Genomic DNA, 25,073 nt, shown 5'->3' on the forward strand with positions numbered 1-25,073 from the left:
GAGAGCTACACGGCTGGCCTGCACCTTCGCGGATCGATCATGTGGTTGAAACGCCTGACGTCAACCACATGATCCGAACCTTCAACAGCTCCTAGGGGGCGCCGCCCGTCCGGGGACACGCGAAGGGCCCGGGAGGCGGTTGCCTCCCGGGCCCTTCGCACGGCCGTCACCGGGTCACTCGTCGTCCTCGTCGTCGAGCCGGGCCAGCCAGGTGGCCAGCCGCTCGACCGGGATCTCGAAGTCCGGGTTGAGGTCGACGAACTCGCGCAGGCGCTCGGCCAGCCACTCGAAGGTGACCTCCTCGTCGCCGCGCCGGCTCTCCAGCTCCTCGATGCCTCGGTCGGTGAAGTACACGGTTCGCTCCGGTCGGATGGGGGGTGACCTGGTCAGGATAGTCGGGTCAGTTGGCCCGCCAGGTGCTGAAGGTGGCCTTGGCGGCCCCGGTGGTCGGGTCGGCCTGCTCGATCACCGCGATGGCGACGTTGCGGGTGACCCGGTCGCGGATGCACAGCAGGCGGCCGGGGGCGACCCGGTTGTACGACAGGTCGCTGTCGGGCCGCGAGTCGATCGCGGCGGCGCACTGCTCGGCGGTGGCGGTCGGCTCGGTGATCACCGCGAAGTCCGACCTGTCGTCCCCGTAGCTGGTGAAGGAGTTGGCCTTGCTGCCGCTGCCGTTGTTGGCCACCCCGAAGCCCCACTTGAGTTCGCCGGAGTGCGGCACCACGGTGCCCGCGTCCAGGTCGATCCGGTAGGTGTCGCTGCTGTACTCGGCGCCGGGGATCGACAGCGACTTCTTGTCCAGGATCAGCGTGTAGCCGGTCGGCCGGGCGGGGGCCGAGACGGTGCTCTGGCCGGACTTCGAGGGGGCGGCCGTCACCGGGCCGGCCGAGGGCCCGGTGGGGCTGGGGGCGGAGGTCGTCTGCTCCGGGGTCGGGCTCGGGCTCTGGGGCGCGGCGGGCGCGCCGACCGACTTGTCGTCGCTCTTCTTGCCGTCGTCCAGCTTCTTCATCAGCACGACGCCGCCGACCGTGCCGCCGACCGCCATCACCAGGGCGACGGTGAGCAGCACCTTCCAGGACACGCCGCCCTTCCTGGCCTTGGGCTCCGGCTCGGGCGTCGGGGCGCCGGCGACGACCGGGCCGGGCGGCGGGGTGTCGTAGGACGGCGGCTCCGGCTGCCGCATCCGGACGGTCGGCGGGCTGGACAGCACCGGCGCGGTGGGCGCCTCGGTGGCCGGCTGCGGGGCGCCGTACGCGCCGAGCGGCGGCGGTGCGAAGCCGGGCGGCGGGGTGGCGGGCTGCGGGACGACGGGCGGCTGCGGCGGGGCGGCCACGGTGGCCGGGTGGGTCGGCCGGGCGGGCGCGGCGGCCGGCGGCGGGGGCGTGGCCGGGGCCGGCGGCGCCGTGGGGGCGGCGGGCACCGGGGTCGCCGGGCTCTTCGGCAGGTCCGAGCGGCGGGTGATCTCGGTGTTGACCTGGCGCGGCAGCCAGTCCTCGCCGAACCGCAGCTGGCCGCCGACCTCCGGGTGGTTGCGGGCCACCTCGATGATCTCGGCGGGCTTCGGTCGGTCCTCGGGGGACTTCGCCAGGCAGCGCTGGACCAGCTCGCGCAGGTCGGCCGGGACGGCCGTGAGGTCCGCCTCCTCGTGCACCACCCGGTAGAGCACCGCGGTGTCCGGGCCGTCGCCGAACGGCGCGCTGCCGCCGGCCACGTACGCGGCCAGCGCGCCGAGCGCGAAGACGTCGGTGGCCGGGGTGACGGGCCGGCCCTGGGCCTGCTCGGGGGACATGAAGGCGGGGGAGCCGATCCGGTAGCCGGTGCCGGTCAGCGCGGTGGCGTCGGCGGCCCGGGCGATGCCGAAGTCGATCACCCGCGGGCCGTCCCCGGCGACCAGCACGTTGGCGGGCTTGAGGTCGCGGTGGACCACCTCGACGCTGTGGATGGCCTGCAGCGCCTCGGCGATGCCGCCCATCAGCAGCAGCACGGTGCGGACCGGCAGCGCGCCGTGCTCGCGCACCACCTGCTGCAGCGACGGGCCGGGGACGTACGCGGTGACCAGCCAGGGGGCGTCCGAGTCCAGGCCGCCGGAGTCGATCACCTGGGCGGTGTAGAGGCCGTGGATGCGCTGGGCGTTGGTGACCTCCTGGGCGAAGCGGCGGCGGAACTCGCCGTCCTCGGCGAACTCCGGGCGCACCACCTTGAGCGCGACCGGGCGTCCGCCCGGGGTGTACGAGAGGTAGACCCGGCCCATGCCCCCGGCGCCGAGCCGGGCGTACAGCCGGTAGCCGCCGACCTCCCGGGGGTCGTCCGGGAGGAGCGGCTGGAAGACCGGTGGGAGGTTGCCGGCGTCGGACGGGCTGTCGGCGGTCATCTGGATCCCCCTGGGAGTGCGGTGAGGTCTGCCGGGGCCGCGGGCGGCGCGCGAGGACGGGCGCGGGGCGGCGATCTGGCGAGGCATAACCTATCGATCCGTCAGGACCGCGCGCACCGGGGATGCGCATTGGTTGCACAACCGTGAACAGCGCGGACGCGGACCCGTCAACCGGGAACGCCCGCGGCCCCCGTCCTCCCGGGAAGGGAGGGCGGGGGCCGCGGGCGTCGGACGTGCCTCAGGCGCGGGGCCTCAGGGCGCTCGGAGCGCTCAGATCGAGAAGACCTCGTCCACCAGGGCCGCCTGCTCGGCGGCGTGGCGCTTGGCCGAGCCGACCGCGGGGGCCGAGGAGGCCGTGCGGGCGACGCGGCGCAGACGGGCGTCGCCGCCGGTGCGGCCGATCACGACCTGCAGGTGGTCGACCAGGTTCATCGCGATGAACGGCCAGGCACCCTGGTTGGCCGGCTCCTCCTGCGCCCAGATGAACTGGACGTTCTCGCCGTAGCGGGCCAGCTCCTCCTGGAGCTCGGCCACCGGCAGCGGGTAGAGCCGCTCCATCCGGACGATGGCGGTGTCGGTGATACCGCGCTCCGTCCGGGCCGCCTCCAGGTCGTAGTAGAACTTGCCGGAGGTGATGACGACCTTGCGCACCTGCGCCGGGTCGACGGTGGTGTCGCCGATGACCGGGCGGAACGAGCCGGACAGGAACTCCTCGGTCGCACTCGCCGCGGCCTTCAGACGCAGCATCGACTTCGGGGTGAAGACGACCAGCGGCTTGTGGTGCGGGTTGTGCGCCTGCCAGCGCAGCAGGTGGAAGTAGTTCGACGGCAGGGTCGGCATGGCGACCGTCATGTTGTCCTGCGCGCACAGCTGGAGGAAGCGCTCCGGGCGGGCGGACGAGTGGTCCGGTCCCTGGCCCTCGTAGCCGTGCGGCAGCAGCAGGGTGACGCCGGAGTGCTGGCCCCACTTCTGCTCGGCGGAGGCGATGTACTCGTCCACCATGGTCTGCGCGCCGTTGACGAAGTCGCCGAACTGCGCCTCCCACATGACCAGCGCGTTCGGGCGGGTCAGCGAGTAGCCGTACTCGAAGCCCATGGCCGCGTACTCCGACAGCAGGCTGTCGTAGACGGTGTAGCGGGCCTGGTCCTCGGTCAGGTACTGCAGCGGGGTGTAGTCCTCGCCGGTGTTGCGGTCGATCAGGACGGCGTGCCGCTGGCCGAAGGTGCCGCGGCGGCTGTCCTGGCCGGCCAGGCGGACCGGGTGGCCCTCCATGAGCAGCGAGCCGATGGCGAGGGTCTCGCCCATCGCCCAGTCGATGGTGTTGTCCTCGACCGAGCCGGCCCGGCGCTGCAGCTGCGGCAGCAGGCGGGGGTGGACGGTCAGCCAGTCCGGCAGGTTGACCTGCGAGGCGGCGATCCGCTTGACCATCTCCTGGGAGATGCCGGTCTGGATGGAGACCGGGAAGTCGGCGACCGGCTTGCCGGCGGCGGCGCCGGCCGGCGCCTGGGCCGCGTCGCGGACCTCGGCGAAGACCTTCTCCAGCTGGCCCTGGAAGTCCTGGAGCGCCTGCTCCGCCTCTTCCATGGTGATGTCGCCGCGACCGATCAGGCCCTCGGTGTACAGCTTGCGCACCGAGCGCTTCTTGTCGATCAGGTCGTACATCAGCGGCTGGGTGAACGACGGGTTGTCGGCCTCGTTGTGACCGCGGCGGCGGTAGCAGATGAGGTCGATGACGACGTCCTTGTGGAACGCCTGGCGGAACTCGAAGGCGAGCCGCGCGACGCGGACCACGGCCTCCGGGTCGTCGCCGTTCACGTGGAAGATCGGCGCCTCGATCATGCGGGCCACGTCGGTGCAGTACATCGACGAGCGCGAGGACGCCGGGGCGGCGGTGAAGCCGACCTGGTTGTTCACCACGAGGTGGATCGTGCCGCCGGTGCGGTAGCCGCGCAGCTGCGACATGTTCAGGGTCTCCGCGACGACGCCCTGGCCGGCGAAGGCCGCGTCGCCGTGGACCTGGATCGGGAGCACCGGGAAGGTGGTGCCGCCCTGGTCCAGCACATCCTGCTTGGCGCGGACGATGCCCTCGACGACCGGGTCGACCGTCTCCAGGTGGGAGGGGTTCGCGGCGAGCGAGACCTTGATGGTCTCCCCGTCCAGGCCGGTGAAGGTGCCCTCGGCGCCCAGGTGGTACTTGACGTCGCCGGAGCCGTGCATCGACTTCGGGTCGAGGTTGCCCTCGAACTCGCCGAAGATCTTGCCGTACGGCTTGCCGACGATGTTGGCCAGCACGTTCAGGCGGCCGCGGTGGGCCATGCCGATGACGGCCTCGTCGAGGCGGTGCTCCGCGGCGGCGTCGATGGTGGCGTCCAGCAGCGGGATGAGGGACTCGCCGCCCTCCAGCGAGAACCGCTTCTGCCCGACGTACTTGGTCTGCAGGAAGGTCTCGAAGGCCTCGGCGGAGTTCAGGCGGCGGAGGATCCGCAGCTGCTCCTCGCGCTCGGGCTTGGTGTACGGCTTCTCCAGGCGCTCCTGCAGCCACTTGCGCTGCTTCGGGTCCTGGATGTGCATGTACTCGACGCCGACGGTGCGGCAGTACGTGTTGCGCAGCAGGCCGAGGATGTCGCGGAGCTTCATCATCTTCTGGCCGCCGAAGCCGCCGACCGCGAACTCGCGCTCCAGGTCCCACAGGGTGAGGCCGTGCTGGACGACGTCCAGGTCGGGGTGCTTGCGCTGCTTGTACTCCAGCGGGTCGGTGTCGGCCATCAGGTGGCCGCGCACGCGGTACGCGTGGATGAGCTCCATGACGCGGGCGGTCTTGTTGACCTCGTCGTCGTGGGTGGTGGCGACGTCGGTGGCCCAGCGGACCGGCTCGTACGGGATCCGCAGCGACTCGAAGATCTCGTCGTAGAAGCCGTTCTCGCCGAGCAGCAGGCGGTGGATCTCGCGCAGGAACTCGCCGGACGCCGCGCCCTGGATGACGCGGTGGTCGTAGGTCGAGGTCAGCGTCATGATCTTGGAGACGCCCAGGCGGGACAGGGTCTCCGGGGCGGAGCCCTGGAACTCGGCCGGGTACTCCATGGCGCCGACGCCGACGATGGTGCCCTGGTTCTGCATCAGGCGCGGCACGGAGTGCACGGTGCCGATGCCGCCGGGGTTGGTCAGCGAGACCGTGACGCCGGTGAAGTCGTCCATGGTCAGCTTGTTGGCGCGGGCCCGGCGGACGATGTCCTCGTAGGCCTGCCAGAAGCCGAAGAAGTCGAGCGTCTCGGCCTTCTTGATGGCCGCGACGACGAGCTGGCGGTCGCCGTTCGGCTTGACCAGGTCGATGGCCAGGCCGAGGTTGATGTGCTCCGGCTTGACCAGGAAGGACTTGCCGCCCTCCACCTTGTAGCTGTGGTTCATGCCCGGGGAGGCCTTGATGGCCTGGACCAGGGCGTAACCGATCAGGTGGGTGAAGGAGACCTTGCCGCCGCGGGCGCGCTGCAGGTGGTTGTTGATGACGATGCGGTTGTCGATCAACAGCTTCGCCGGGACGGCGCGGACCGAGGTCGCGGTCGGCACCTCCAGCGAGGCGTCCATGTTGGTGGCGACGGCCTTCGCCGGGCCGCGCAGCGGGACCAGCTCGGGGCCGGCAGCGGCGGCGGCCGGGGCCGGCGCCGGGGCGGCGGCCTTCGGGGCCGGGGGCGCGGCGGGCGCGGCGGCGAGCGGGGCGGCAACCGGGGCCGGCGCCGCGGGGGCCGGGGCGGCCGGCGCGGCGGGGGCGGGTGCGGCCGGAGCAGCAGCGGCGGGCGCGGGGGCAGCGGCAGGGGTCGGCGTCGGGCCGGCCTGGGTCGCGGCCTGGGTCACTGGGGTCACCTCGGTACCGGGCTTGTAGTCGGCGAAAAAGTCCCACCAGGCTCGGTCGACCGAGTTCGGGTCCTGGAGGTACTGCTGGTAGATCTCGTCGACGAGCCACTCATTGGGGCCGAAGCCAGTGGAGCTTGCCGAGCTGTTGGGGGTCTCTGGGGACTGTGGCGACACGGCGGCAACCGCCCTCTTCCGCTTCCTTTTGGGATGTTTGGACAGCGGGGATTAAGGCTACGCCCCTGACCAGTGATCGCGCAGTCCCCGGGCCCCAGGCGTCGCCCAGATCACAGTCCTGACCTGGGATTTGGCCGAAAAACTGCGTTAGAAAGCCGGATCTGAGGGGAAGCGACCGGCCCGCAAATCGGGACAAAAACGGACATAGCCCCGATCGAATGCCTTCACGATCTTCGTATGCGTCTGTGTCGGTTCTGTGACAAACGGAGTGCGGTCGAACCATCCCCGGCCGCACGCCGTTCGGCGCCGCTCAGCGCTGTCCCGGCAGCCGGACCTCGATCCGGCAGCCCTTCGGCGACTCCGCCACCGCGATCCGCCCGCCGTGCAGGTCCACCGCCCAGCGGGCGATGGCCAGGCCCAGCCCGGTGCCGCCGTCCGAGCCCGGCCCGGAGGCCGTCGCGGTGCCGCTGCGGCTGAACCGCTCGAAGACCCTCGTACGGTCGGCCGCCGGGATGCCCGGGCCCTCGTCCTGGACCTCCAGCAGCAGTGCGCCGTCCTCGCCGTCCGGCCGGGCGCGCACGGTCACGGTGCCGCCGGGCGGGGAGTGCTTGCAGGCGTTGTCGACCAGGTTGGCGACCACCTGGTGGAGCCGCTCCGGGTCCGCCACGCCGGTCAGGCCGGCCGGGCTGACCTCCAGGGCCAGTCGGACGTCGCCGCGCCGGGAGAACGCCCCGCCGGCCGTCGCGCCGTCCACGGTGACGCCGCGCAGCACGCCGTCCAGGAACTCCCGCACCTCGAAGGGGCGCAGGTCCAGGTCGACCACGCCGTCGTCGATCTTGGAGAGGTCCAGCAGGTGGGTGACCAGGCGGCCGAGCCGCTCGGTCTGCTCCAGCGCGGCCTCCAGGGTCGCGGGGTTCGGCTGGACCACGCCGTCCACCACGTTCTCCAGCACGGCGCGCAGCGCGGCGATGGGCGTGCGCAGTTCGTGCGAGACGTTGGCGACGATCTCGCGGCGGTGCTGGTCGGCGGCCTGGAGATCGGCCGCCATGGCGTTGAAGGCGGCCGCCAGCTCGCCGATCTCGTCGCGCGAGCCCACCTCGACCCGGCGGCTGTAGTCGCCGGAGGCCATCGCCCGGGCGGCGGCCGTCATCTCGCGCAGCGGCGCGGCCAGCCCGTGCGCGAGGAACTGCATGAACAGCAGTGAGGCGATCATGGAGAAGACCATGATGATCCGGATCTGGGTCGCGGACTGGATCGCCACGACCACCATCCCGGTGGCCAGGAAGACGGAGACGATCACCAGCAGGGCGAGTTTGCCCTTGATCGAGCGGACCGGGTCGAGCGGCCGGATGTCGGCCCAGACCCGGCGGGCGGCGCGGGCCGCGAGCGTCTGCGGGCGCTCGGCCTCGGCGTCGCCGTTGCGTTGCTGTGGAAAGGTCATGGGGTCCTGTGATCCCCGCGTGCCCGCACGGCGGTGTTCGGGACACGGGCCCCCCGGTGGCCCGTCGCCCGAGGTCCGCCGCTAGGAGAGCGGGGCCTCCAGTGCGTATCCGACGCCGTGGACGGTGCGGATCCAGCTGGCGCCGATCTTGCGCCGCAGTGCCTTGACGTGGCTGTCGACGGTGCGGGTGCCGGACGCGTCGGTCCAGTCCCACACCTCGGCCAGCAGCTGCTCGCGGGTGAGCACCGCGCGCGGCTGGGCCGCCAGGCAGGCGAGCAGGTCGAACTCGGTCGGCGTCAGGTGGACGTCGCCCGAGGCGAGCCGCACCCGGCGCTGCACGTGGTCGATCTCCAGTTCGCCGAAGCGCAGGCTGCCGAGCGCGGGCGTGCGGGCCGCCTGCTGGGCGCGCTCGACGCGGCGCAGCAGCACGTTGACCCGGGCGGCGAGTTCGCGCATCGAGAACGGCTTCGTCATGTAGTCGTCCGCACCGACGCCGAGGCCGACCAGCAGGTCCGTCTCGTCGTCGCGGGCGGTCAGCATCAGTACCGGTACCGGCCGCTGGGCCTGGATGCGGCGGCACACCTCCAGGCCGTCGAAGCCGGGCAGCATGATGTCGAGGACGACCAGGTCCGGCTGCCAGGTGTGGAAGCCGTCCACCGCGCCCGGCCCGTCGTGGGCCACGGCGACCTTGAAGCCCTCCGCGCCCAGTCGGGCCGCGATCGACTCGGCGATCGTGGGCTCGTCCTCCACCACCAGCACTCTGCGCTGGCTGCTCACCGTGCCGCCGGTGTTGTGGTGGTCCTGCTGAATTTCTGTCACGGTCACGCCACCGCCCCCAGGGCTGCGGGCCGGCCACCTGTGGGGATGGCGGGGCTCCGCTCGTAGTCTTGTTCCGTCGTGGACTGTGCCGGGTCCGCCGTCCCGCCGCGCGATCGGGAGCGGTGCGGGCGGATGGTCGCCGCCCGCTGTTCTCCCACGCACTCCGCAGCGTACGGACAGCGGATGCTTTCCGGCAGGTGGACCGGATGTTTCCGGCCCGCGGGCCGGCTTGTCGGGCCGCCCGCGGGCCCACCGCAGGGGTGGGCACGGGCCGATACCTTACCCGGCGAATTTTCACTGCGTAACGGTACGTATGCGGTCCAGTTCACGTTGAGTCCCCGGTCAGAGCCGCTACTGACGGGTCAATCGGAACTAGGTCCGGACCAATTCCGGCTATTCGGAGCCGTTGACTCCGGGCCGGTCTTCACGGGCTTTTCTCAGTTGCCTCTCAGAACCTCGACGTAACGTGGTCGCGTCGGCACCCGACAAGCGGAATCCTCCGTGCCCGCCGGTACGTTGGGCACTGCGCGAGGGACTCGGTGGCTGCGGGCGTGGAGCGGAGGCGGCATGGCGGGACTGCGGCAGGAGGCCGGACGGCAGGGCCCTCCGCCCGCGGGCGTGCCGTACGGAATGCTCCGGTACGGGCTGCGCACCGGAGTCCTCGACTGGCTGCTGGAACGGGTTCCGACGCCCCGGCGCAATCCCTTCACGCTCGGGTACCTCGCGGTCGTCGGCCTCACCACGACCTTCGCGAAACTCGCCGACCCGGAACTCGTGCAACGCCTCCAGGGGGCGTCCAGTTCGGACGGGCACAACCTCCTGCAGCACCCTTTGCGTGCTCTTGTGCTGAGCGGTTTCTGGGTGGCCGGCGAGGTCTGGATGCCCTACCTGTGGGGTTTCGCCTTCACCCTGGCGCCGCTGGAGCGCCGGGTCGGCCCGGCCCGGGCGGCCGCGGTGTTCGCGGTCGGGCACGTCGTGGCCACGTTGCTCTCGCAGGGCGTCGTGTTCGTCGCGGTGGAGACCGGGCGGATGGACCCGGCGGTGATGGACCGGCTGGACATCGGGGTCAGCTACGGCGTGCTGGCCTGTCTGGGAGCGGTGTCCGGCCTGCTGTCCCGGCGCGGCCGGGTGCTCGCGCTGGGCGCGGTCGGGCTGATGATCGCCGAGCAGATCGCCGCCGAGAAGGACGTGGTCACCGCCGTCGGGCACCCGGCGGCGGTGCTCGCCGGGGTGGCGCTGTGGCGCTGGCTGCGCGGGGTCGAGCGGCGCCGGCCGAGGCCCCGCCGGGTGGCCGCGCGGGCCGCCGGGGTCGCCGCCGGACCCGGGACGACCGGGGTGCCGGCCGCGCGTTGACCGCCCCGCCCGCCGGTTTTTGACGGGGGCGCCCGGAGGGGGGTCCGAGCGGCCTTCCGGGGTTCGAAGCGTTCGCTCACGGCGAACAAGGTGGTGGGAACATCCGCGGGCCGAGAAGCCTTTAGTCAGGTCGACTCAAGTTCACTGACTGGGGAGAGATCATGGCATCGACGTCCACACCGCTCACCCTGCCCGTCCTGCCGCTCGACGACGAGGTCGTCCTGCCGGGCATGGTCGTCCCGCTGGACCTGAAGGACACCGAGGTGCGCGCCGCCGTCGAGGCCGCCCGCGCCGCGGCCACCGGCCCCGGCAAGCCGCAGGTCCTGCTGGTCCCGCGGGTGGACGGCTCGTACGCGGCGGCGGGCACGCTGGCCACCGTGGAGCAGGTCGGCCGGCTGGCCGACGGCGACCCGGCGGCGCTGGTGCGCGCCGTGCGACGGGTCCGGATCGGCGCCGGCACCACCGGTCCCGGCGCCGCCCTCTGGGTGGAGACCACGCCGTTCAAGGAGTCCTCGGTCGGCACCCCGGTCGCCGGTCGGGCCGCCGAGCTGGTCAAGGAGTACAAGGCGCTGTCCACCCAGTGGCTGCGCAAGCGCGGCGCCTGGCAGATCGTCGACCGGGTCGCGCAGATCGAGGGCGTCGGCGAGCTCGCCGACAACATCGGCTACGCGCCCTTCGCCACCGCCGAGCAGAAGCTCAAGGTGCTGCTGGAGGCCGACCAGGTCGCCCGACTGGAGTACGCGCTCACCCTGCTGCGCGACCACCTCGCGGAGGAGGAGGTCAACGACACCATCCGCAAGGACGTCGAGGAGGGCGTGGCCAAGCAGCAGAAGGAGTTCCTGCTCCGCCGCCAGCTGGAGGCCGTCCGCAAGGAGCTGGCCGAGCTCAACGGCGACCCCGCCGACGAGGAGGGCGACTACCGCGCCCGGGTCGAGGCTGCCGACCTGCCCGAGAAGGTGCGGGAGGCCGCGCTCAAGGAGGTCGACAAGCTGGAGCGCTCGTCCGACCAGAGCCCCGAGGGCTCCTGGATCCGCACCTGGCTGGACACCGTCCTGGAGCTGCCCTGGAACGAGCGCACCGAGGACGCCTACGACATCGCCGGCGCCCGGGCCGTCCTGGACGCCGACCACGCCGGCCTGGCCGACGTGAAGGAGCGGATCGTCGAGTACCTGGCCGTCCGCAAGCGCCGGGCCGACCAGGGGCTCGGGCTCGTCGGCGGCCGGCGAGGGGGAGCCGTGCTGGCCCTGGTCGGGCCCCCCGGGGTCGGCAAGACCTCGCTCGGCGAGTCGGTGGCCCACGCCATGGGCCGCAAGTTCGTCCGGGTCGCGCTCGGCGGCGTCCGGGACGAGGCGGAGATCCGCGGCCACCGGCGCACCTACGTCGGCGCGCTGCCCGGCCGGCTGGTGCGGGCGATCAAGGAGGCCGGCTCGATGAACCCGGTCGTCCTGCTCGACGAGATCGACAAGGTCGGCTCCGACTACCGGGGCGACCCGGCCGCCGCCCTGCTGGAGGTGCTGGACCCGGCCCAGAACCACACCTTCCGGGACCACTACCTGGAGGTCGAGCTCGACCTCTCCGACGTCGTCTTCCTCGCCACCGCCAACGTGCTGGAGGCCATCCCCGAGCCGCTGCTCGACCGGATGGAGCTGGTCCGGCTCGACGGCTACACCGAGGACGAGAAGGTCGTCATCGCCCGCGACCACCTGCTCCCGCGCCAGCTGGAGAAGGCCGGCCTCGGCGGCGAGCAGGTCGGCGTCGACGAGGCGGCGCTGCGCCGGCTCGCCGGGGAGTACACCCGGGAGGCCGGCGTCCGGAACCTGGAGCGCTCGATCGCCCGGGTGCTGCGCAAGATCGCCGCACAGGCCGAGCTGGGCGAGCGCGAGCTGCCCGTCACGGTCGGCGCGGAGGACCTGCGCGCCCTGATCGGCCGGCCGCACCACGTGCCGGAGGCCGCCCAGGAGCCCGCCGAGCGGCGCACCGCCGTCCCCGGCGTGGCCACCGGCCTGGCCGTCACCGGTGCCGGCGGCGACGTCCTCTACATCGAGGCCTCGCTCGCCGACGCCGAGACGGGCGGCACCGGGCTCACCCTCACCGGGCAGCTCGGCGACGTGATGAAGGAGTCCGCGCACATCGCGCTCTCCTACCTGCGCTCGCGCGGCGCCGAACTGGAGCTGCCGGTCACCTCGCTGCGCGACCGCGGCGTGCACCTGCACGTCCCGGCCGGGGCCGTCCCCAAGGACGGGCCGAGCGCTGGCATCACCATGACCACGGCGCTGGCCTCGCTGCTCTCCGGCCGCAAGGTCCGCACCGACGTCGCGATGACCGGCGAGGTGTCGCTCACCGGGCGGGTGCTGCCGATCGGCGGGGTGAAGCAGAAGCTGCTCGCCGCCGACCGGGCCGGCGTCACCACGGTGATCATCCCCAAGCGCAACGAGGCCGACCTGGACGACGTCCCGGCCGAGGTGCTGGAGCGGCTCACCGTCCACCCGGTGGCGGACGTGCGGGAGGTGCTGGAGCTGGCGCTGGAGCCGGCCGAGGTACTGGTCGCGGCCGCCTGACCGACCGGCCGGGAGGCCGACGGCACCTCCGCGTGTGAGACTGCGGAGGTGCCGTCCCCCACGCAGCGCGCCCTGGCCCGGGTGCCGGAGCGGCTCCGCCCGGCCCTGGTGCGGCACCGCCGACTGGTGAAGTTCCTGCTGGTCGGCGGCTTCTGCTTCGCGCTCACCATGGTGATCGACTTCGAGCTGAAGTTCACCGTGCTGGAGCACAGACCGGTGATCGCGCTGACCGTGGCCACCGTGATCGGCACCGTCGTCTCGTACGTGCTGAACCGGCGGTGGGCCTTCCGGGCCTGCGGGCGTCGGCGCGAGCCGCTGCTGTTCGCGCTGGTCAGCGCGGTCGCCATCGCCGTCAACGACCTGCCGCTGGCCGTCTCCCGCTACCTGCTGGACCTGCGCGAGCCGTACGTCGGCCCGCTCGCCCAGGAGGTCGCCGACTTCCTCAGCGGCATGGTGGTCGGCACCTTCGTCGCGATGCTGTTCCGGTTCTGGGCGATCCAGCGCTGGGTCTTCACCAGCGCGCCGACCAGCACGCCGACCGGCACCGAAGCCGGTTACGCTGCACCCGAGGTGCCGCAGGATGCGCCGTAGCCGGCGCCGTAGGCGAAGAAGCACGAGGTGAACGCGATGCGCGGGGAACCGGACGGCTTCCGGGCCGGGCCCGCCAGCCAGCAGGGGATGCGCCGGGCCAACCTGGCCCTGGTGCTCGGTGTGATCGCCCGCGCCCCGCGCTCGCGCGCCGAGGTCGCCGCCGAGACCGGGCTGACCAGGGCCGCGGTCTCCTCCCTGGCCGAGCAGCTGATCGCCGCGGGCCTGGTCGTCGAGGAGGGCCCGGCCGCGCCCAGCGGCAAGGTCGGCCGCCCCGGCACCGCGCTCGGGCTCGATCCGGACGGCCCCGCCGGGCTCGGCGCCGAGATCGGCGTGCGGCACCTCGGCGCCTGCGTGGTCGACCTGCGCGGCGAGGTCCGCGCCTGGCGCCGCCTGGAGATCCGCAACCAGGGCCGCCGGCCCGCCGCCGTCATGGCCGACCTCGCCGACCTGCTGCACGCGGCCGTCGCCGAGGCCGGCCTGCGCCCGGCCGGGCTGACCCTCGCCGTGCCCGGCCTGGTCGGCGCGGACGGGCTGCTGCAGCGGGCCGCGAACCTCGGCTGGCAGGACGTCCCGCTGGCCGCCGAGCTGCGCCCCGCCCTGCGCGCGGCCGGCGGCGACCTGGCCGACCTGCCGGTCGACGCGGACAACGAGGCCAACCTCGGCGGGCTCGCCGAACGCTGGCTGGGCGAAGGCCCGGAGGACTTCCTGTACGTCTCCGCCGAGGCCGGGGTCGGCGCCGCGATCGTGGTCGGCGGCCGGCTGCTGCGTGGGGCCCGCGGCTACGCGGGCGAGTTCGGCCACGTGCCGGTGCACCCGGACGGGCTCCGCTGCGCCTGCGGCGCGCGCGGCTGCCTGGAGCAGTACGCGGGCGAGGCCGCGGTGCTGCGGGCGGCCCGGCTGACCGGCGCCCGCGGGGACTGGGTGACGCTGGTCGCCGAACAGGCGACGGCCGGGGACCCCGCGGCCCGGGCGGCCCTGGCCGGGGCCGCCCGGGCGCTGGGCATCGCCGCCGCCGGGGCGGTCAACCTGCTGGACCCGGCCGCGGTGGTGCTGGGCGGCGGCTACGCCCGGCTGGCGCCCTGGCTGCTGCCGGCCCTGCGGGCCGAGCTGGCCGCCCGGGTGACGGTCCGGCCGTGGGCGGAGGAGCGGCTGACGGTCTCCCGGCTGGGCCGCCGCGGGCCGCTGCTGGGGGCCGCGGTGGGGGTGGTGCGGGCGATCGTCGCCGATCCCGGGCCGCTGGCGGTGGCCGGGCCGGCGGACGGGCCCGGGGAGGGCTGAGCCCCCGGAACCGTACGGTCCGGGGGCTCGGGGGCCGTGGGTCAGGCCGCCTCGGCGGTCTCCTTGACCAGCTCGCGTCCGCCGGAGCGCGGGCCGCGCAGCACGGCCAGCAGAGCGACGCCGATGCCGACCAGGGCCCAGAGCACGAGCACCAGGATCGGCATGCCCAGGTTGGTGGAGCCGAAGTAGGCGATCGACTTGGTGGCGCTGGTGCCGGCGCCGTTCGGCAGCAGCGAGCCGATCGCCCGCCAGAACGGCGGCATCATCGGGGCCGGGTAGACGCCGCCGGCGCTCGGGTTGCCCAGCACCACGAAGATCAGCACAGCGATGCCGATGCCGAGGATGTCGAACAGGCACTGCAGCGCCATGGTGAAGGCGCCGACCGTGAACACCACCAGGGCGCCGATCGCGGTCAGGGAGAGGACCGAGCCGGGCAGCGCGTCCAGGACCGGCCCGGCGATGACCGTGCCGCCGAGGCCGGCGACCACCGAGTACAGCGCCAGGACGCCGAGGCGGATCAGCAGGCGGTGGACGTTGGCGGGCTTGGAGCCGGCGCTGATGCCGAGGATCGAGGCGACCAGGTAGCCGCCGACGCACCAGCCGATGACCAGGTAGAACGAGGACAGGCCGTTGGTGTCGCCCTTGGCCAGCGGCAGGACGTCCTGGACGGCGACCGTGCGGCCCTGGGCCTTGTCCAGCGCGGTGGTGATGCTCTCGGCGGCCTTGGCGGCGGAGGTGCCGCGGGCGTTGCCGACCAGCAGGGTGTCCTCGGTGCCGGTCGGGTTCACGACCAGCGCCGCGTAGATCTTCTGGTCCTTGATCTGCTGGGTCGCCGTCTCGGCGTCCGGCGCGGTGACGGGCTTGACGGCGTCGTTCGGCACGCCCTCCAGCGCGGCCACCAGCTTGGGCGTGACCTGCGGCGGGGCCACCACCGCGATCGACAGCTCGTGCGGGGCCGGGTGGTGCAGCGCCCCCACGTACGAGGTGATGAAGCCGAGCTGCAGCAGCAGCACGCCGATCACGAGCAGTGCCGCGCGCGGGGTGACCGCGCTCCTCAGTTCGGCGACGAAACCCTGCCCCGGGGCGGCCATCCACATCTCCTTGCGTATCGGGGGAAAACGGATACTTAATACCATGAAGTAGTTCGCTTGTCGCACTCTCCGCGCCACATCCGGGCCCGGCCGCCGGTCACGACCGGTCTTTGCTTGGCCTTGAAGAAAGTTGCCTAAGTCAACCATCCAGGCATATGGTTGCGTTAGACAACAAATTTCTAAGGACTCGGATGACCGTGACCACTGAGGCCCCGACCGGTACCCCCGCAGCCGTCGACGACCGACCGATGACGCACCGGCAGGTGATGGAGGCGCTGTCCGGCCTGCTGCTCGGCACCTTCGTGGCCGTGCTCTCGTCGACCGTCGTCTCCAACGCCCTGCCGCACATCCTCACCGACCTGCACGGCGGCCAGTCCGCGTACACCTGGGTGATCACCGCGGCCCTGCTCACGCTGACCGCCTCCACCCCGATCTGGGGCAAGCTCTCCGACCTCGCCAGCAAGAAGCTGCTGCTGCAGATCGGCCTGGCGATCTACATCGGCGCCTCCGCGCTGGCCGGCCTCTCCCAGAACACCGGTCAGCTGATCGCCTGCCGCGCCCTGCAGGGCATCGGCGCCGGCGGCGTCGTCGCGCTCGGCCAGATCTGCCTGGCCGCGATGGTCCCGCCGCGCGAGCGCGGCCGCTACAGCGGTTACTTCGGCGCGGTCTTCGCCCTCGCCACCATCGGCGGCCCGCTGATCGGCGGCGTCATTGTGGACACCTCCTGGCTGGGCTGGCGCTGGTGCTTCTACGTCGGCATCCCGTTCGCGATCGCCGCGATCCTGGTCGTCCAGCGCACCCTGAAGCTGCCGGTGGTCAAGCGCCGGGTGAAGATCGACCACCTGGGCGCGCTGACCATCACCGGCGCCGTCAGCCTGCTGATGATCTGGATCACCCTGGCCGGCAAGAACTACGCCTGGCTGTCCTGGCAGACCGCCGCGATGGTCGGCGGCGGCCTGCTGCTGGGCGCGCTGGCCGTCGTGGTCGAGCGCCGCGCCGCCGAGCCGATCATCCCGCCAGACCTCTTCCGGCACCGCACCGTCACCCTGGCCGCGCTGGCCAGCGTGCTGGTCGGCGTCGGGATGTACGGCGCGACCACCTTCCTCGGCCAGTACTTCCAGCTGGCCCGGGACAAGTCCCCGACCATGGCCGGCCTGATGACCCTGCCGATGATCCTCGGCCTGGCGGTGTCCTCCACCGTCGCCGGCCGGCTGATCACCAAGTACGGCAAGTGGAAGGCCTACCTGGTCTCCGGCACCGCGCTGCTCGCGATCGGCTTCGGGCTGCTGGGCACCGTCCGGGTCGACACCGACTACACCCTGCTGTCCGTCTACATGGCGATCACCGGCATCGGCCTGGGCCTGACCATGCAGAACCTGGTGCTCGCGGTGCAGAACACCGTGCCGCGCCACGAGCTCGGCGCGGCCAGCTCGGTGGTCACCTTCTTCCGCACCATGGGCGGCGCGATGGGCGTCTCCGCGCTCGGCGCGCTGATGAACAACAAGGTGACCCACTACCTGGCGGAGAACCTGGCGGCCGCGCACGTCCCGGCCGGGCACGCGCCCGGCGGCGGGGGCATCCCGGACCTGCACAAGCTGCCCGCGCCGATCGTCCCGCTGGTCACGGACGCCTTCGGCCACGGCGTCGGCGTGGTGTTCCTGGTCGCCGCGCCGTTCGCGCTGCTGGCCTTCGTCACGGTGCTGTTCATCCGGGAGACGGCCCTGCGGACCAGCCAGGGCTGAGCCCACCGCGGGTACGCGAACGGGCCGGGGAGTGCGGTGTGCACTCCCCGGCCCGTTCGGCGTTCCGGTCCGCTACGGCGCGGCGATCAGCACCAGGCCGTAGACCACGGCCGCCGCGCACAGCGCGAAGCAGGCGTACGCGCCGGCCAGCAGGGCGGGCCTGGCGGCGCCCTGGGCGCCGTCGGCCTCGCGGGCGCTCAGCGCGGCCTCGCGGCGGGACAGGGCCAGGATGCCGAGCGCGAAGACCGAGACCACGGCGACGGTGACGCCGAAGCTGACGCCGGCGGTCTGGGCGAGGGCGTTCCACTTGATGTGCATGGTGAGGACTCCTCGGCGCTCAGGCCGCGACCGTGGTCGAGGCGGGGGTGGGGGTGTTCGCGAGGGTGGTGCCGGCCGGCGCGAGCTCGACCGGGGTGACCTCGGTGACGTCGTTGACGTTGTCCGCGCTGACCGGCTGGCGGCGGGAGAGCAGCCACATCGCGACCGAGCCGGCCACCAGCGCGGCGCCCACCAGGACGACGCCCCAGGTGCCCTGCTGGGCCAGCAGCGCGGCGCCGCCGGAGACCAGTGCGGCGGCCGGGAGGGTCAGGCCCCAGGTGTAGACCATGCGGCGGACCATGCTCCAGCGCAGCTCCGGCTTCGGGCCGCCGAGGCCGGCGCCCATGATGCCGCCGGTGCAGACCTGGGTGGTGGAGAGGCCGAAGCCCATGTGCGAGGAGGTCAGGATGACGGTCGAGACGGCCGACTCGGAGGCGAAGCCCTGCAGCGGCTTGATGTCCGTCAGGCCCTTGCCCATCGAGCGGATGATCCGCCAGCCGCCCATGTAGGTGCCGAGCGCGATCGCGGCGCCGGCCGAGACGATCACCCAGGTGGGCGGCAGCGCGCCGTGCGGCAGGGCGCCGACCGAGACCAGGGTCAGGGTGATGATGCCCATCGTCTTCTGGGCGTCGTTGGTGCCGTGCGCGAGCGAGATCAGCGAGGAGGAGAACACCTGGCCGGTCCTGAAGCCCTTGTCGGTGGCCGCCGCGTTGCCCTTGCGGGTGATCGCGTAGGCCAGCTTGGTGGCGCCCCAGGAGGCGAGGCCGGCGACGAGGGGGGAGGCGACCGCCGGGATGATGATCTTGGTGATCACGGTGTCGAAGTTGACGCCGTTCATGCCGACGCCGACGATCGTGGCGCCGATCAGGCCGCCGTACAGCGCGTGCGAGGAGCTCGACGGCAGGCCGCGCAGCCAGGTCAGCAGGTTCCACAGGATCGCGCCGGCCAGTGCCGCGAAGATGATCTCGGGGTGGACGCCGGCCTTCTCGTTGACGATGCCGCCGGAAATGGTCGTGGCGACCTTCACGGACAGGAACGCACCCGCGAAGTTGAGGAGGGCCGCGATGGTGACCGCGACCTTCGGACGAAGGGCCCCGGTCGCGATCGCGGTGGCGGCCGCGTTGGCGGTGTCGTGGAACCCGTTGGTGAAGTCGAAGGCGAGCGCCGTGATGATCACAACGGCCACCAGGAACGAGATGTGTTCCATACCCAAACAATCGTCGTAGTTGTCGCACGGACGTTGGTGTCGCCGTGACGGTAGGTCTGCTGGGTGAACGGAAGGTGAACTAGGACGGGAATCGTGGTTCCCATGGTTGCCCGGCGGTGTCCCTGGGCTTTCGCAGGGGTGTCCATCGGCGTGTTGAGCTGGACTTTGACCCGGATCGTCCAGGTTCGATCAGGTTTAAAGAGACTTGTCTCACATTTCGAACCGAGAATTAACCCGGCGGTCGGCACGGGCTCTGTTTCCGGTGAGTAACCCGTGGGAGGATCTGCGGCAACCGGGGAGCCCGGGGGATGCAGAAGGTTCGGGGCCGGGAGGACCAACCATGGGCGGGGCTGCACAGCGTGGGGCTGACCGGCGCGCGGAATCGACGGGCGTGCGCCCCTGGGTACGGGCGGCGCTGCGCTGCGGAGCGGCCCTCGCGGCCGCCGCGCTCGCGCTCCCGCTGGGCGCCCAGGGCGCCTGGGCCGCCCCCGACCCGGGCGCGTCCGTCACCGCCCAGGACCCGCTGGCCGCCGCCAAGGCCACCCTCGGCCCGATGCTCGACCGGCTGCACGAGCTCTACCAGAGCGCCGAGAAGGCCACCGAGCAGTACAACGGCGCCGTCGCCAAGGTGGCCGAGCAGCAGACCGCGCTCACCGACCTCCAGGGCAGGCTCGACCGCCAGCAGAAGCAGGTCGACGCCGGCACCGACCTCGCCTCCCAGCTGGCCGCCGCCCAGTACCGCAACGGCAGCGCCTCCGCCTACGCCGAACTCCTGCTCTCCAAGGACCCGTACGAGGCGGTCACCATAGCCGAGCTGCTCAGAGCGGCCAGCCGCTCGCAGTCGGAGTTCCTGGACAAGCTCAAGGGCGACCGCGACACCCTCGACGGACTGAAGAAGCAGACCGAGGAGGCGCTGAACACCTCCAAGACCCTGGTCACCCAGCAGGACGCCGCCAAGGCCAAGGCCGCCGCCGACCTCGCCGCCGTCGAGACGATGGTCGCCTCGCTCACCGGCGCGCAGCGCGGCGAGCTGGAGCAGCTGGAGAAGGCCAAGGCCGACGAGGCCCAGCTGGCCTTCCTCGCCTCCGGCGCGCTCGGCAAGGGGGAGCGCACCCCCTCGGTGCAGGGGCGCGCGGCCGTCGCCTTCGCGCTCGCGCAGCTCGGCAAGCCGTACCTGTGGGGCGGCACCGGCCCGGGCTCCTACGACTGCTCCGGCCTCACCTCGCAGGCCTGGCTGCACGCCGGCCGGCCGATCCCGCGCACCAGCCAGGAGCAGTGGGCGCAGCTGCCGCACGTCCCGCTGAACCAGCTGCGGCCCGGCGACCTGGTCGTCTACTTCCAGGACGCCTCGCACGTCGGGATGTACATCGGCGGCGGGCTGATCGTGCAGGCGCCCCGGCCCGGGGCGTACATCAAGGTCTCGCCGATCGGCTCGATGGCGATCCTCGGGGCCGTCCGGCCGGACCCGGACGGCACGGCGGACGACGCGGGCGGCGCCTGGAAGGTGCCGGACCTGCCCACCGGCTGGGACGCCGTCACGCCGATCGCGCCCAGCCCGGCGACCCCGGCCGCCCCCGCTCCGGGCCAGCCCGCGACCGGCACCCCGACCGCCCCCGGCACGCCCACCGGCACGCCCGCTCCGACCGGGACGCCGACCGGCACGCCCACCGGGCCGGGCACGCCCACCGGCACGCCGTCCGGCACCGGGACCCAGACCCCGACCGGGACGCCCACCGGCACGCCGTCCGGCACCGGGACGCCCTCCGGGACCGGTACGCCGTCCGGGACGGGGACGCCGGCCACGCCGACCCCGACCGGCACCGGCACCGGCACTCCGGGGACGACGCCGAGCGGCACCGGGACGGCCTCGGCCCCGGGCAGCGCCACCGCGACGCTGCCGCTGGGCACGCCGACGAAGTAGGCCGCAACGACGGGAAGGCCGCCCGGAGGACCGGGCGGCCTTCCCGCGTCCGCGGTCAGGCGACCGGGCCGGAGTCGGGCTCGAAGCGGATGACGACGGCCTTGGAGGTGGGCGTGTTGCTGATGTCCGCCGTGGAGTCCAGCGGCACCAGGACGTTGGTCTCCGGGTAGTAGGCCGCCGCGCCGCCGCGGGCGACCGGGTAGTGGACGACCCGGAAGTGCGGGGCGCGGCGCTCGCTGCCGTCCGTCCACTCGCTGACCAGGTCGGTGTACCCGCCCTCGGTGAGGCCGAGTTCGGCGGCGTCGGCCGGGTTGACCAGGACCACCCGGCGGCCGCCCTTGATGCCGCGGTAGCGGTCGTCGAGGCCGTAGATGGTGGTGTTGTACTGGTCGTGCGAGCGCAGCGTCTGCAGCAGCAGGCGGCCCGGCGGGACCTCGGGGGCGGTCAGCGGGTTGACCGTGAAGTTGGCCTTGCCCGTCGCGGTGGGGAAGGTGCGGGAGTCGCGCGGGCCGTGCGGGAGGGTGAAGCCGCCGGGGCGGTGGAGCTTGGTGTTGTAGTCCTCGAAGCCCGGGACGACGCGGGCGATCCGGTCCCGCAGGGTGTCGTAGTCGGCCGCGAACTCCGCCCAGGGCACGGAGTCCTCCGGGCCGAAGACGGCCTGGGCGATCCGGCAGACGATGGCGGTCTCGGAGTGCAGGTCGTCGGCGGGCGGGCGCAGCCGGCCGCGCGAGGCGTGCACCTGGCCCATCGAGTCCTCGACGCTGACGAACTGGTCGCCGGCCGCGGTGGTGTCCCGGTCGGTGCGGCCCAGGGTGGGCAGGATCAGGGCGCGGGCGCCGGTGACCAGGTGCGAGCGGTTGAGCTTGGTGGAGACGTGGACGGTCAGCCGGCAGCGGCGCATCGCCGCCTCGGTGACGTCGGTGTCCGGGGTGGCCGCGACGAAGTTGCCGCCCATCGCGAGGAACACCTTGACCCGGCCGTCCCGCATCGCGCGGATGGTGTCCACCGCGTCGTGGCCGTGCGCGCGCGGCGGCTCGAAGTCGAACTCGGCGCCCAGCGCGTCCAGGAAGGCGGCGCTGGGCCGCTCGAAGATGCCCATCGTCCGGTCGCCCTGGACGTTGCTGTGCCCGCGCACCGGGCAGACCCCGGCGCCGGGGCGGCCGACGTTGCCGCGCAGCAGCAGGAAGTTGACCACCTCGCGGATGGTCGGCACCGAGTGCTTGTGCTGGGTGAGGCCCATCGCCCAGCAGACGATGACCTTCTGCGAGGCGAGGACCAGCCGGCCCAGCTCCTCGATCTGCTCCCAGGGCAGGCCGGTCGCGGCCAGCACCTCGTCGCGGTCGGTCTTCAGCGCCTGCGCCTCGAACTCCTCGAAGCCGTGGCAGTGTTCGGCGACGAAGGCGCGGTCGACGCCGTCCCGCTCCAGGATCATCCGGTTGACCGCGCGGAACAGCGCCAGGTCCCCGCCGAGGCGGATCTGCAGGAACAGGTCGGTCAGCTTGGTGCCGTTGCCGACCACGCCGCGGACGTTCTGCGGGTTCTTGAACCGCTCCAGGCCCGCCTCCGGCAGCGGGTTCACGCTGACGATGGTGGCGCCGGCCCGCTTGGCGCGCTCCAGCGCGGCGAGCATCCGGGGGTGGTTGGTGCCCGGGTTCTGGCCGGCCACGATGATCAGGTCGGCCTGGTAGAGGTCCTGCAGGCTGACGCTGCCCTTGCCGACGCCGAGCGTCTCGGTGAGCGCCGAACCGGACGACTCGTGGCACATGTTGGAGCAGTCCGGCAGGTTGTTGGTGCCCAGCCGGCGGGCGAACAGCTGGTAGGCGAACGCGGCCTCGTTGCTGGTGCGGCCGGAGGTGTAGAAGGCGGCGGCGTCCGGGGTGTCCAGGGCGCGCAGCTCCTCGGCGATCAGCGCGAAGGCGTCGTCCCAGGAGACCGGGGTGTAGTGGGTGGCGCCCTCGTCGAGCAGCATCGGCTGGGTGAGCCGGCCCTGCTGGCCGAGCCAGTAGCCGGAGCGCTCGGCGAGCTCGGCGACCGGGTGGGCGGCGAAGAAGTCGGCCCGGATCCGGCGCTCGGTGGCCTCCTCGGCGACGGCCTTGGCGCCGTTCTCGCAGAACTCCACGGCGTGCGGCTTGTCCGGCTCGGGCCAGGCGCAGCCGGGGCAGTCGAAGCCGCTGTGCTGGTTCACCTTGAGCAGGGTGGAGACGGCGCGGCGGGCGCCCATCTGCTCGGCGGCCATCCGCACGGTGTGGCCGACCGCGGGCAGGCCGACGGCCGAGTGCTTGGGCGCGGACACCTCGGGGGCGTCCTGCACCGGGTCGCTCTGCGGGGCCTGCTTGGCCATGACTGCGCTCCTCGGAGTCTGCCGGGCCCGCCGCGTCCTCACGGGGGCTCGCTGCCCATCCTTCCACCTGGGCGACGCCCCCGGGAGGGGCGGTCGCGGGCGTCGGTAGAGTCTGTGCGTCACAGCGGATGGGGGAGGGACGCATGCGGGTAGGCGACGTCCTCGACGGCCGGTACGAACTGCGGGAGAAGCTGGGCCAGGGCGGCTTCGGGGTGGTGTGGCGGGCCCAGGACACCCGGATGATGCGGCCGGTGGCGGTCAAGGTCATCGGGCACCACGGCGGGGACCAGGCCAAGGCTGCGCTGCGGTTCGTCCGCGAGGCCTGCGCGGCGGGCAACCTGTCGCACCCGCACATCGTCACCGTGCACGACCTCGGGCAGGGCGAACTCGGCGACCGGCAGGTCACCTTCCTGGTGATGGAGCTGCTCGCCGGGCGCACCCTGACCGAGGTGCTGCGCGACGGCGTGCCCGAGCCGGCGCTCAGCCTGCGCTGGGGGCGGGAGATCTGCGCCGCGCTCGCGGCCGCGCACGACGCGGACATGGTGCACCGCGACATCAAGCCCGACAACATCATGATCACCGACGCCGGGCACCTGAAGGTGCTGGACTTCGGCATCGCCCAGCTGGACACCGGCGCGGGCGGGCTGACCACCACCGGGACGATCGTCGGCAGCCCGGCGTACATGGCGCCCGAGCGGTGGACCGGCGGGCGAGTGGACGGGCGGGCCGACCTGTACGCGCTCGGCTGCGTGCTGGTCGAACTCTTCACCGGGGCACGGCCGTTCGCCGGGGACTCGACGCCGGTGCTGATGTACCAGCACCTCAACGAGCCGCCGCCGGCGCTGGATCCGGCGCAGTTCGGGCTGCCGCCGCAGGTGGCCGGGCTGGTCGCGGAGCTGCTGGCCAAGGACCCGGCCGAGCGGCCGGCCGACGCCCGGACGGTCGAGCGGCGGCTCGCCGAGCTGGCCGACTGGCGCGGGGGCGCCGCCGGGGGGCCGGGGCCGGTGCCGACCGTGCTGGACCGGCCGGGGGCGGTGGCACCGCCGGTGCCGTCCGCGCCGCCGTCCGCGCCGCCCGTCGTCCCACCCGTCGTCCCGCCGTCCGCGCCGCCGGTGCCGTCCACGCCGCCGTCCGCGCCGCCCGTGCCGGGGGCCTCGCAGGTGCTGTCCCCGCTGACCACGCCGCCGGTGGTGGCCGCCGCGCCCGACGACGCCGTCCGGGCCCGGCTGCGCGAGCGGCGCTCGGCCGCCTTCCGGGCGCCGACCGCGGGCGAGTCGGCGATCCAGCTGCAGGCGGTCGCGCAGGAGTGCGTGACCGCGCTCGGCGCCGCCGACCGCGACACCCTGTGCGCCTGGCGGGACTTCACCTGGTACCTCAGCCGGGCCGGGGACGTGGACGGCGCGATCCGGCTGCTGTCCACCGTGGTCGAGGACATGCGCACGGCGCTCGGCCCCACCGACCCGGACACCCTCGGCGCCCGCTACCACCTGGTGTGGTGCATCGGCGAGAACGGCGCCGAGGTCACCGCGATCCGGCTGCTGACCGAGCTGCTGCCCGACCTGCACGCCGCCTGGGGCCCGCAGGACTCCCGGGTGCTGAAGGCCCGGCACGACCTCGCCCTCCACCAGGCCAACCGGGGCGACCTGCAGGGCGCCGTCATCCAGCTGCACGCGTTGCTGCCCGACCTGGCCCGCGCCCTCGGCGAGCGCCACCCGAGCACCGTCCAGGCCTGGCAGGACCTGGCCGGCTACCAGCAGCGGCTCGCCCAGGCCGGCCGCAAGGGCCTGCCCGGGCAGCGCCGCAAGGCGCCGAGGATCAGCCCGATGGAGGCGCTGGTGCTGGTCCGCCGGCTGCGGGTCTGGGACTTCGGCACCGACCGGGAGGGCCAGGACTGCGTGGAGGCGCTCGAGCGTGGCGTCGGCCTGAAGGGCGTCGCGGACGTGGTGTTCGACGCCCCGGACTTCGTCTCGGACGAGGACCTGGTGGCGGAGATCTTCGGCCCCTGAGGGTCTCGCGGAG

General features: G+C 73.2%; 15 protein-coding genes and 1 pseudogene. 7 read left to right on the plus strand and 9 right to left on the minus strand.

Going from position 1 to position 25,073, the window contains the following annotated elements:
• Positions 1–174: 174 nt before the first annotated feature.
• The 5 genes from ACPC54_RS17135 to ACPC54_RS17155 form a co-directional block, all read right to left on the minus strand.
• Positions 175–354, minus strand: coding sequence for a DUF6104 family protein (locus tag ACPC54_RS17135; RefSeq protein WP_030235677.1), 180 nt, complete (start codon positions 352–354; stop codon positions 175–177).
• 46 nt (positions 355–400) lie between these two features.
• Positions 401–2,371: a serine/threonine protein kinase gene (locus ACPC54_RS17140; protein ID WP_498965628.1), complete on the minus strand. Its 1,971-nt coding sequence runs from the start codon at positions 2,369–2,371 to the stop codon at positions 401–403.
• A 270-nt stretch (positions 2,372–2,641) separates the two neighbouring features.
• Positions 2,642–6,394 carry a multifunctional oxoglutarate decarboxylase/oxoglutarate dehydrogenase thiamine pyrophosphate-binding subunit/dihydrolipoyllysine-residue succinyltransferase subunit gene (locus ACPC54_RS17145; protein WP_498965629.1) on the minus strand — a complete coding sequence of 1,251 codons (3,753 nt, stop codon included), beginning with the start codon at positions 6,392–6,394 and terminating at the stop codon, positions 2,642–2,644.
• A 310-nt stretch (positions 6,395–6,704) separates the two neighbouring features.
• Positions 6,705–7,835, minus strand: coding sequence for a sensor histidine kinase (locus ACPC54_RS17150; RefSeq protein WP_498965630.1), 1,131 nt, complete (start codon positions 7,833–7,835; stop codon positions 6,705–6,707).
• Between the two features lie 81 nt (positions 7,836–7,916).
• On the minus strand, positions 7,917–8,654 hold the full coding sequence (locus tag ACPC54_RS17155) for a response regulator transcription factor (RefSeq protein ID WP_167352983.1): 738 nt from the start codon (positions 8,652–8,654) through the stop codon (positions 7,917–7,919).
• Positions 8,655–9,221: 567 nt separating this feature from the next.
• On the opposite strand from ACPC54_RS17155, the gene ACPC54_RS17160 reads away from it, so the two are divergent.
• The 4 genes from ACPC54_RS17160 to ACPC54_RS17175 all read left to right on the plus strand — a co-directional run bounded on the left by ACPC54_RS17160 (position 9,222) and on the right by ACPC54_RS17175 (position 14,434).
• Complete coding sequence (locus tag ACPC54_RS17160; protein WP_498965631.1) at positions 9,222–10,007, plus strand: rhomboid-like protein; 786 nt, start codon at positions 9,222–9,224, stop codon at positions 10,005–10,007.
• 161 nt (positions 10,008–10,168) lie between these two features.
• Positions 10,169–12,565 carry an endopeptidase La gene (gene lon / locus ACPC54_RS17165; RefSeq protein WP_498965632.1) on the plus strand — a complete coding sequence of 799 codons (2,397 nt, stop codon included), beginning with the start codon at positions 10,169–10,171 and terminating at the stop codon, positions 12,563–12,565.
• Positions 12,566–12,613: 48 nt separating this feature from the next.
• Positions 12,614–13,156, plus strand: coding sequence for a GtrA family protein (locus tag ACPC54_RS17170; RefSeq protein ID WP_498965633.1), 543 nt, complete (start codon positions 12,614–12,616; stop codon positions 13,154–13,156).
• Positions 13,157–13,192: 36 nt separating this feature from the next.
• Positions 13,193–14,434, plus strand: coding sequence for an ROK family transcriptional regulator (locus ACPC54_RS17175; protein WP_498965634.1), 1,242 nt, complete (start codon positions 13,193–13,195; stop codon positions 14,432–14,434).
• Positions 14,435–14,475: 41 nt separating this feature from the next.
• On the opposite strand, the gene ACPC54_RS17180 is transcribed toward ACPC54_RS17175, so the two are convergent.
• A complete protein-coding gene (locus tag ACPC54_RS17180) occupies positions 14,476–15,525 on the minus strand; it encodes an ABC transporter permease (protein WP_498965635.1) in 1,050 nt (349 codons plus the stop codon).
• A gap of 248 nt (positions 15,526–15,773) precedes the next feature.
• Between ACPC54_RS17180 and ACPC54_RS17185 the strand changes: the two are divergent.
• A pseudogene (locus ACPC54_RS17185) lies at positions 15,774–17,264 on the plus strand (MDR family MFS transporter); the annotation flags it as partial.
• 75 nt (positions 17,265–17,339) lie between these two features.
• On the opposite strand, the gene ACPC54_RS17190 reads toward ACPC54_RS17185, so the two are convergent.
• Positions 17,340–17,585 (minus strand): hypothetical protein, encoded by a 246-nt coding sequence (locus tag ACPC54_RS17190; protein WP_498965636.1) that lies wholly within the window; start codon positions 17,583–17,585, stop codon positions 17,340–17,342.
• A gap of 19 nt (positions 17,586–17,604) precedes the next feature.
• Positions 17,605–18,792: an inorganic phosphate transporter gene (locus ACPC54_RS17195; RefSeq protein ID WP_498965637.1), complete on the minus strand. Its 1,188-nt coding sequence runs from the start codon at positions 18,790–18,792 to the stop codon at positions 17,605–17,607.
• Between the two features lie 391 nt (positions 18,793–19,183).
• Between ACPC54_RS17195 and ACPC54_RS17200 the strand changes: the two genes are divergently transcribed.
• Complete coding sequence (locus ACPC54_RS17200; protein ID WP_498965638.1) at positions 19,184–20,713, plus strand: C40 family peptidase; 1,530 nt, start codon at positions 19,184–19,186, stop codon at positions 20,711–20,713.
• 55 nt (positions 20,714–20,768) lie between these two features.
• Here the strand turns inward: ACPC54_RS17200 and ACPC54_RS17205 are convergent, their stop codons facing one another.
• Positions 20,769–23,054 carry an FdhF/YdeP family oxidoreductase gene (locus ACPC54_RS17205; RefSeq protein WP_498965639.1) on the minus strand — a complete coding sequence of 762 codons (2,286 nt, stop codon included), beginning with the start codon at positions 23,052–23,054 and terminating at the stop codon, positions 20,769–20,771.
• A gap of 143 nt (positions 23,055–23,197) precedes the next feature.
• Between ACPC54_RS17205 and ACPC54_RS17210 the strand changes: the two genes are divergently transcribed.
• Positions 23,198–25,060, plus strand: coding sequence for a serine/threonine-protein kinase (locus ACPC54_RS17210; protein ID WP_498965640.1), 1,863 nt, complete (start codon positions 23,198–23,200; stop codon positions 25,058–25,060).
• The last annotated feature ends 13 nt before the right edge of the window (positions 25,061–25,073 follow it).

Source organism: Kitasatospora sp. NPDC094028 (genome assembly GCF_049543595.1).
In the GTDB taxonomy this organism is placed as follows: domain Bacteria; phylum Actinomycetota; class Actinomycetes; order Streptomycetales; family Streptomycetaceae; genus Kitasatospora.

Coding starts and splice junctions, on each gene's coding strand:
- ACPC54_RS17140 (WP_498965628.1), bottom strand. CDS start 2,371: ATGACCGCCGACAGCCCGTCCGACGCCGGCAACCTCCCACCGGTCTTC.
- ACPC54_RS17150 (WP_498965630.1), bottom strand. CDS start 7,835: ATGACCTTTCCACAGCAACGCAACGGCGACGCCGAGGCCGAGCGCCCG.
- ACPC54_RS17160 (WP_498965631.1), top strand. CDS start 9,222: ATGGCGGGACTGCGGCAGGAGGCCGGACGGCAGGGCCCTCCGCCCGCG.
- lon (WP_498965632.1), top strand. CDS start 10,169: ATGGCATCGACGTCCACACCGCTCACCCTGCCCGTCCTGCCGCTCGAC.
- ACPC54_RS17175 (WP_498965634.1), top strand. CDS start 13,193: ATGCGCGGGGAACCGGACGGCTTCCGGGCCGGGCCCGCCAGCCAGCAG.
- ACPC54_RS17180 (WP_498965635.1), bottom strand. CDS start 15,525: ATGGCCGCCCCGGGGCAGGGTTTCGTCGCCGAACTGAGGAGCGCGGTC.
- ACPC54_RS17190 (WP_498965636.1), bottom strand. CDS start 17,585: ATGCACATCAAGTGGAACGCCCTCGCCCAGACCGCCGGCGTCAGCTTC.
- ACPC54_RS17195 (WP_498965637.1), bottom strand. CDS start 18,792: ATGGAACACATCTCGTTCCTGGTGGCCGTTGTGATCATCACGGCGCTC.
- ACPC54_RS17205 (WP_498965639.1), bottom strand. CDS start 23,054: ATGGCCAAGCAGGCCCCGCAGAGCGACCCGGTGCAGGACGCCCCCGAG.
- ACPC54_RS17210 (WP_498965640.1), top strand. CDS start 23,198: ATGCGGGTAGGCGACGTCCTCGACGGCCGGTACGAACTGCGGGAGAAG.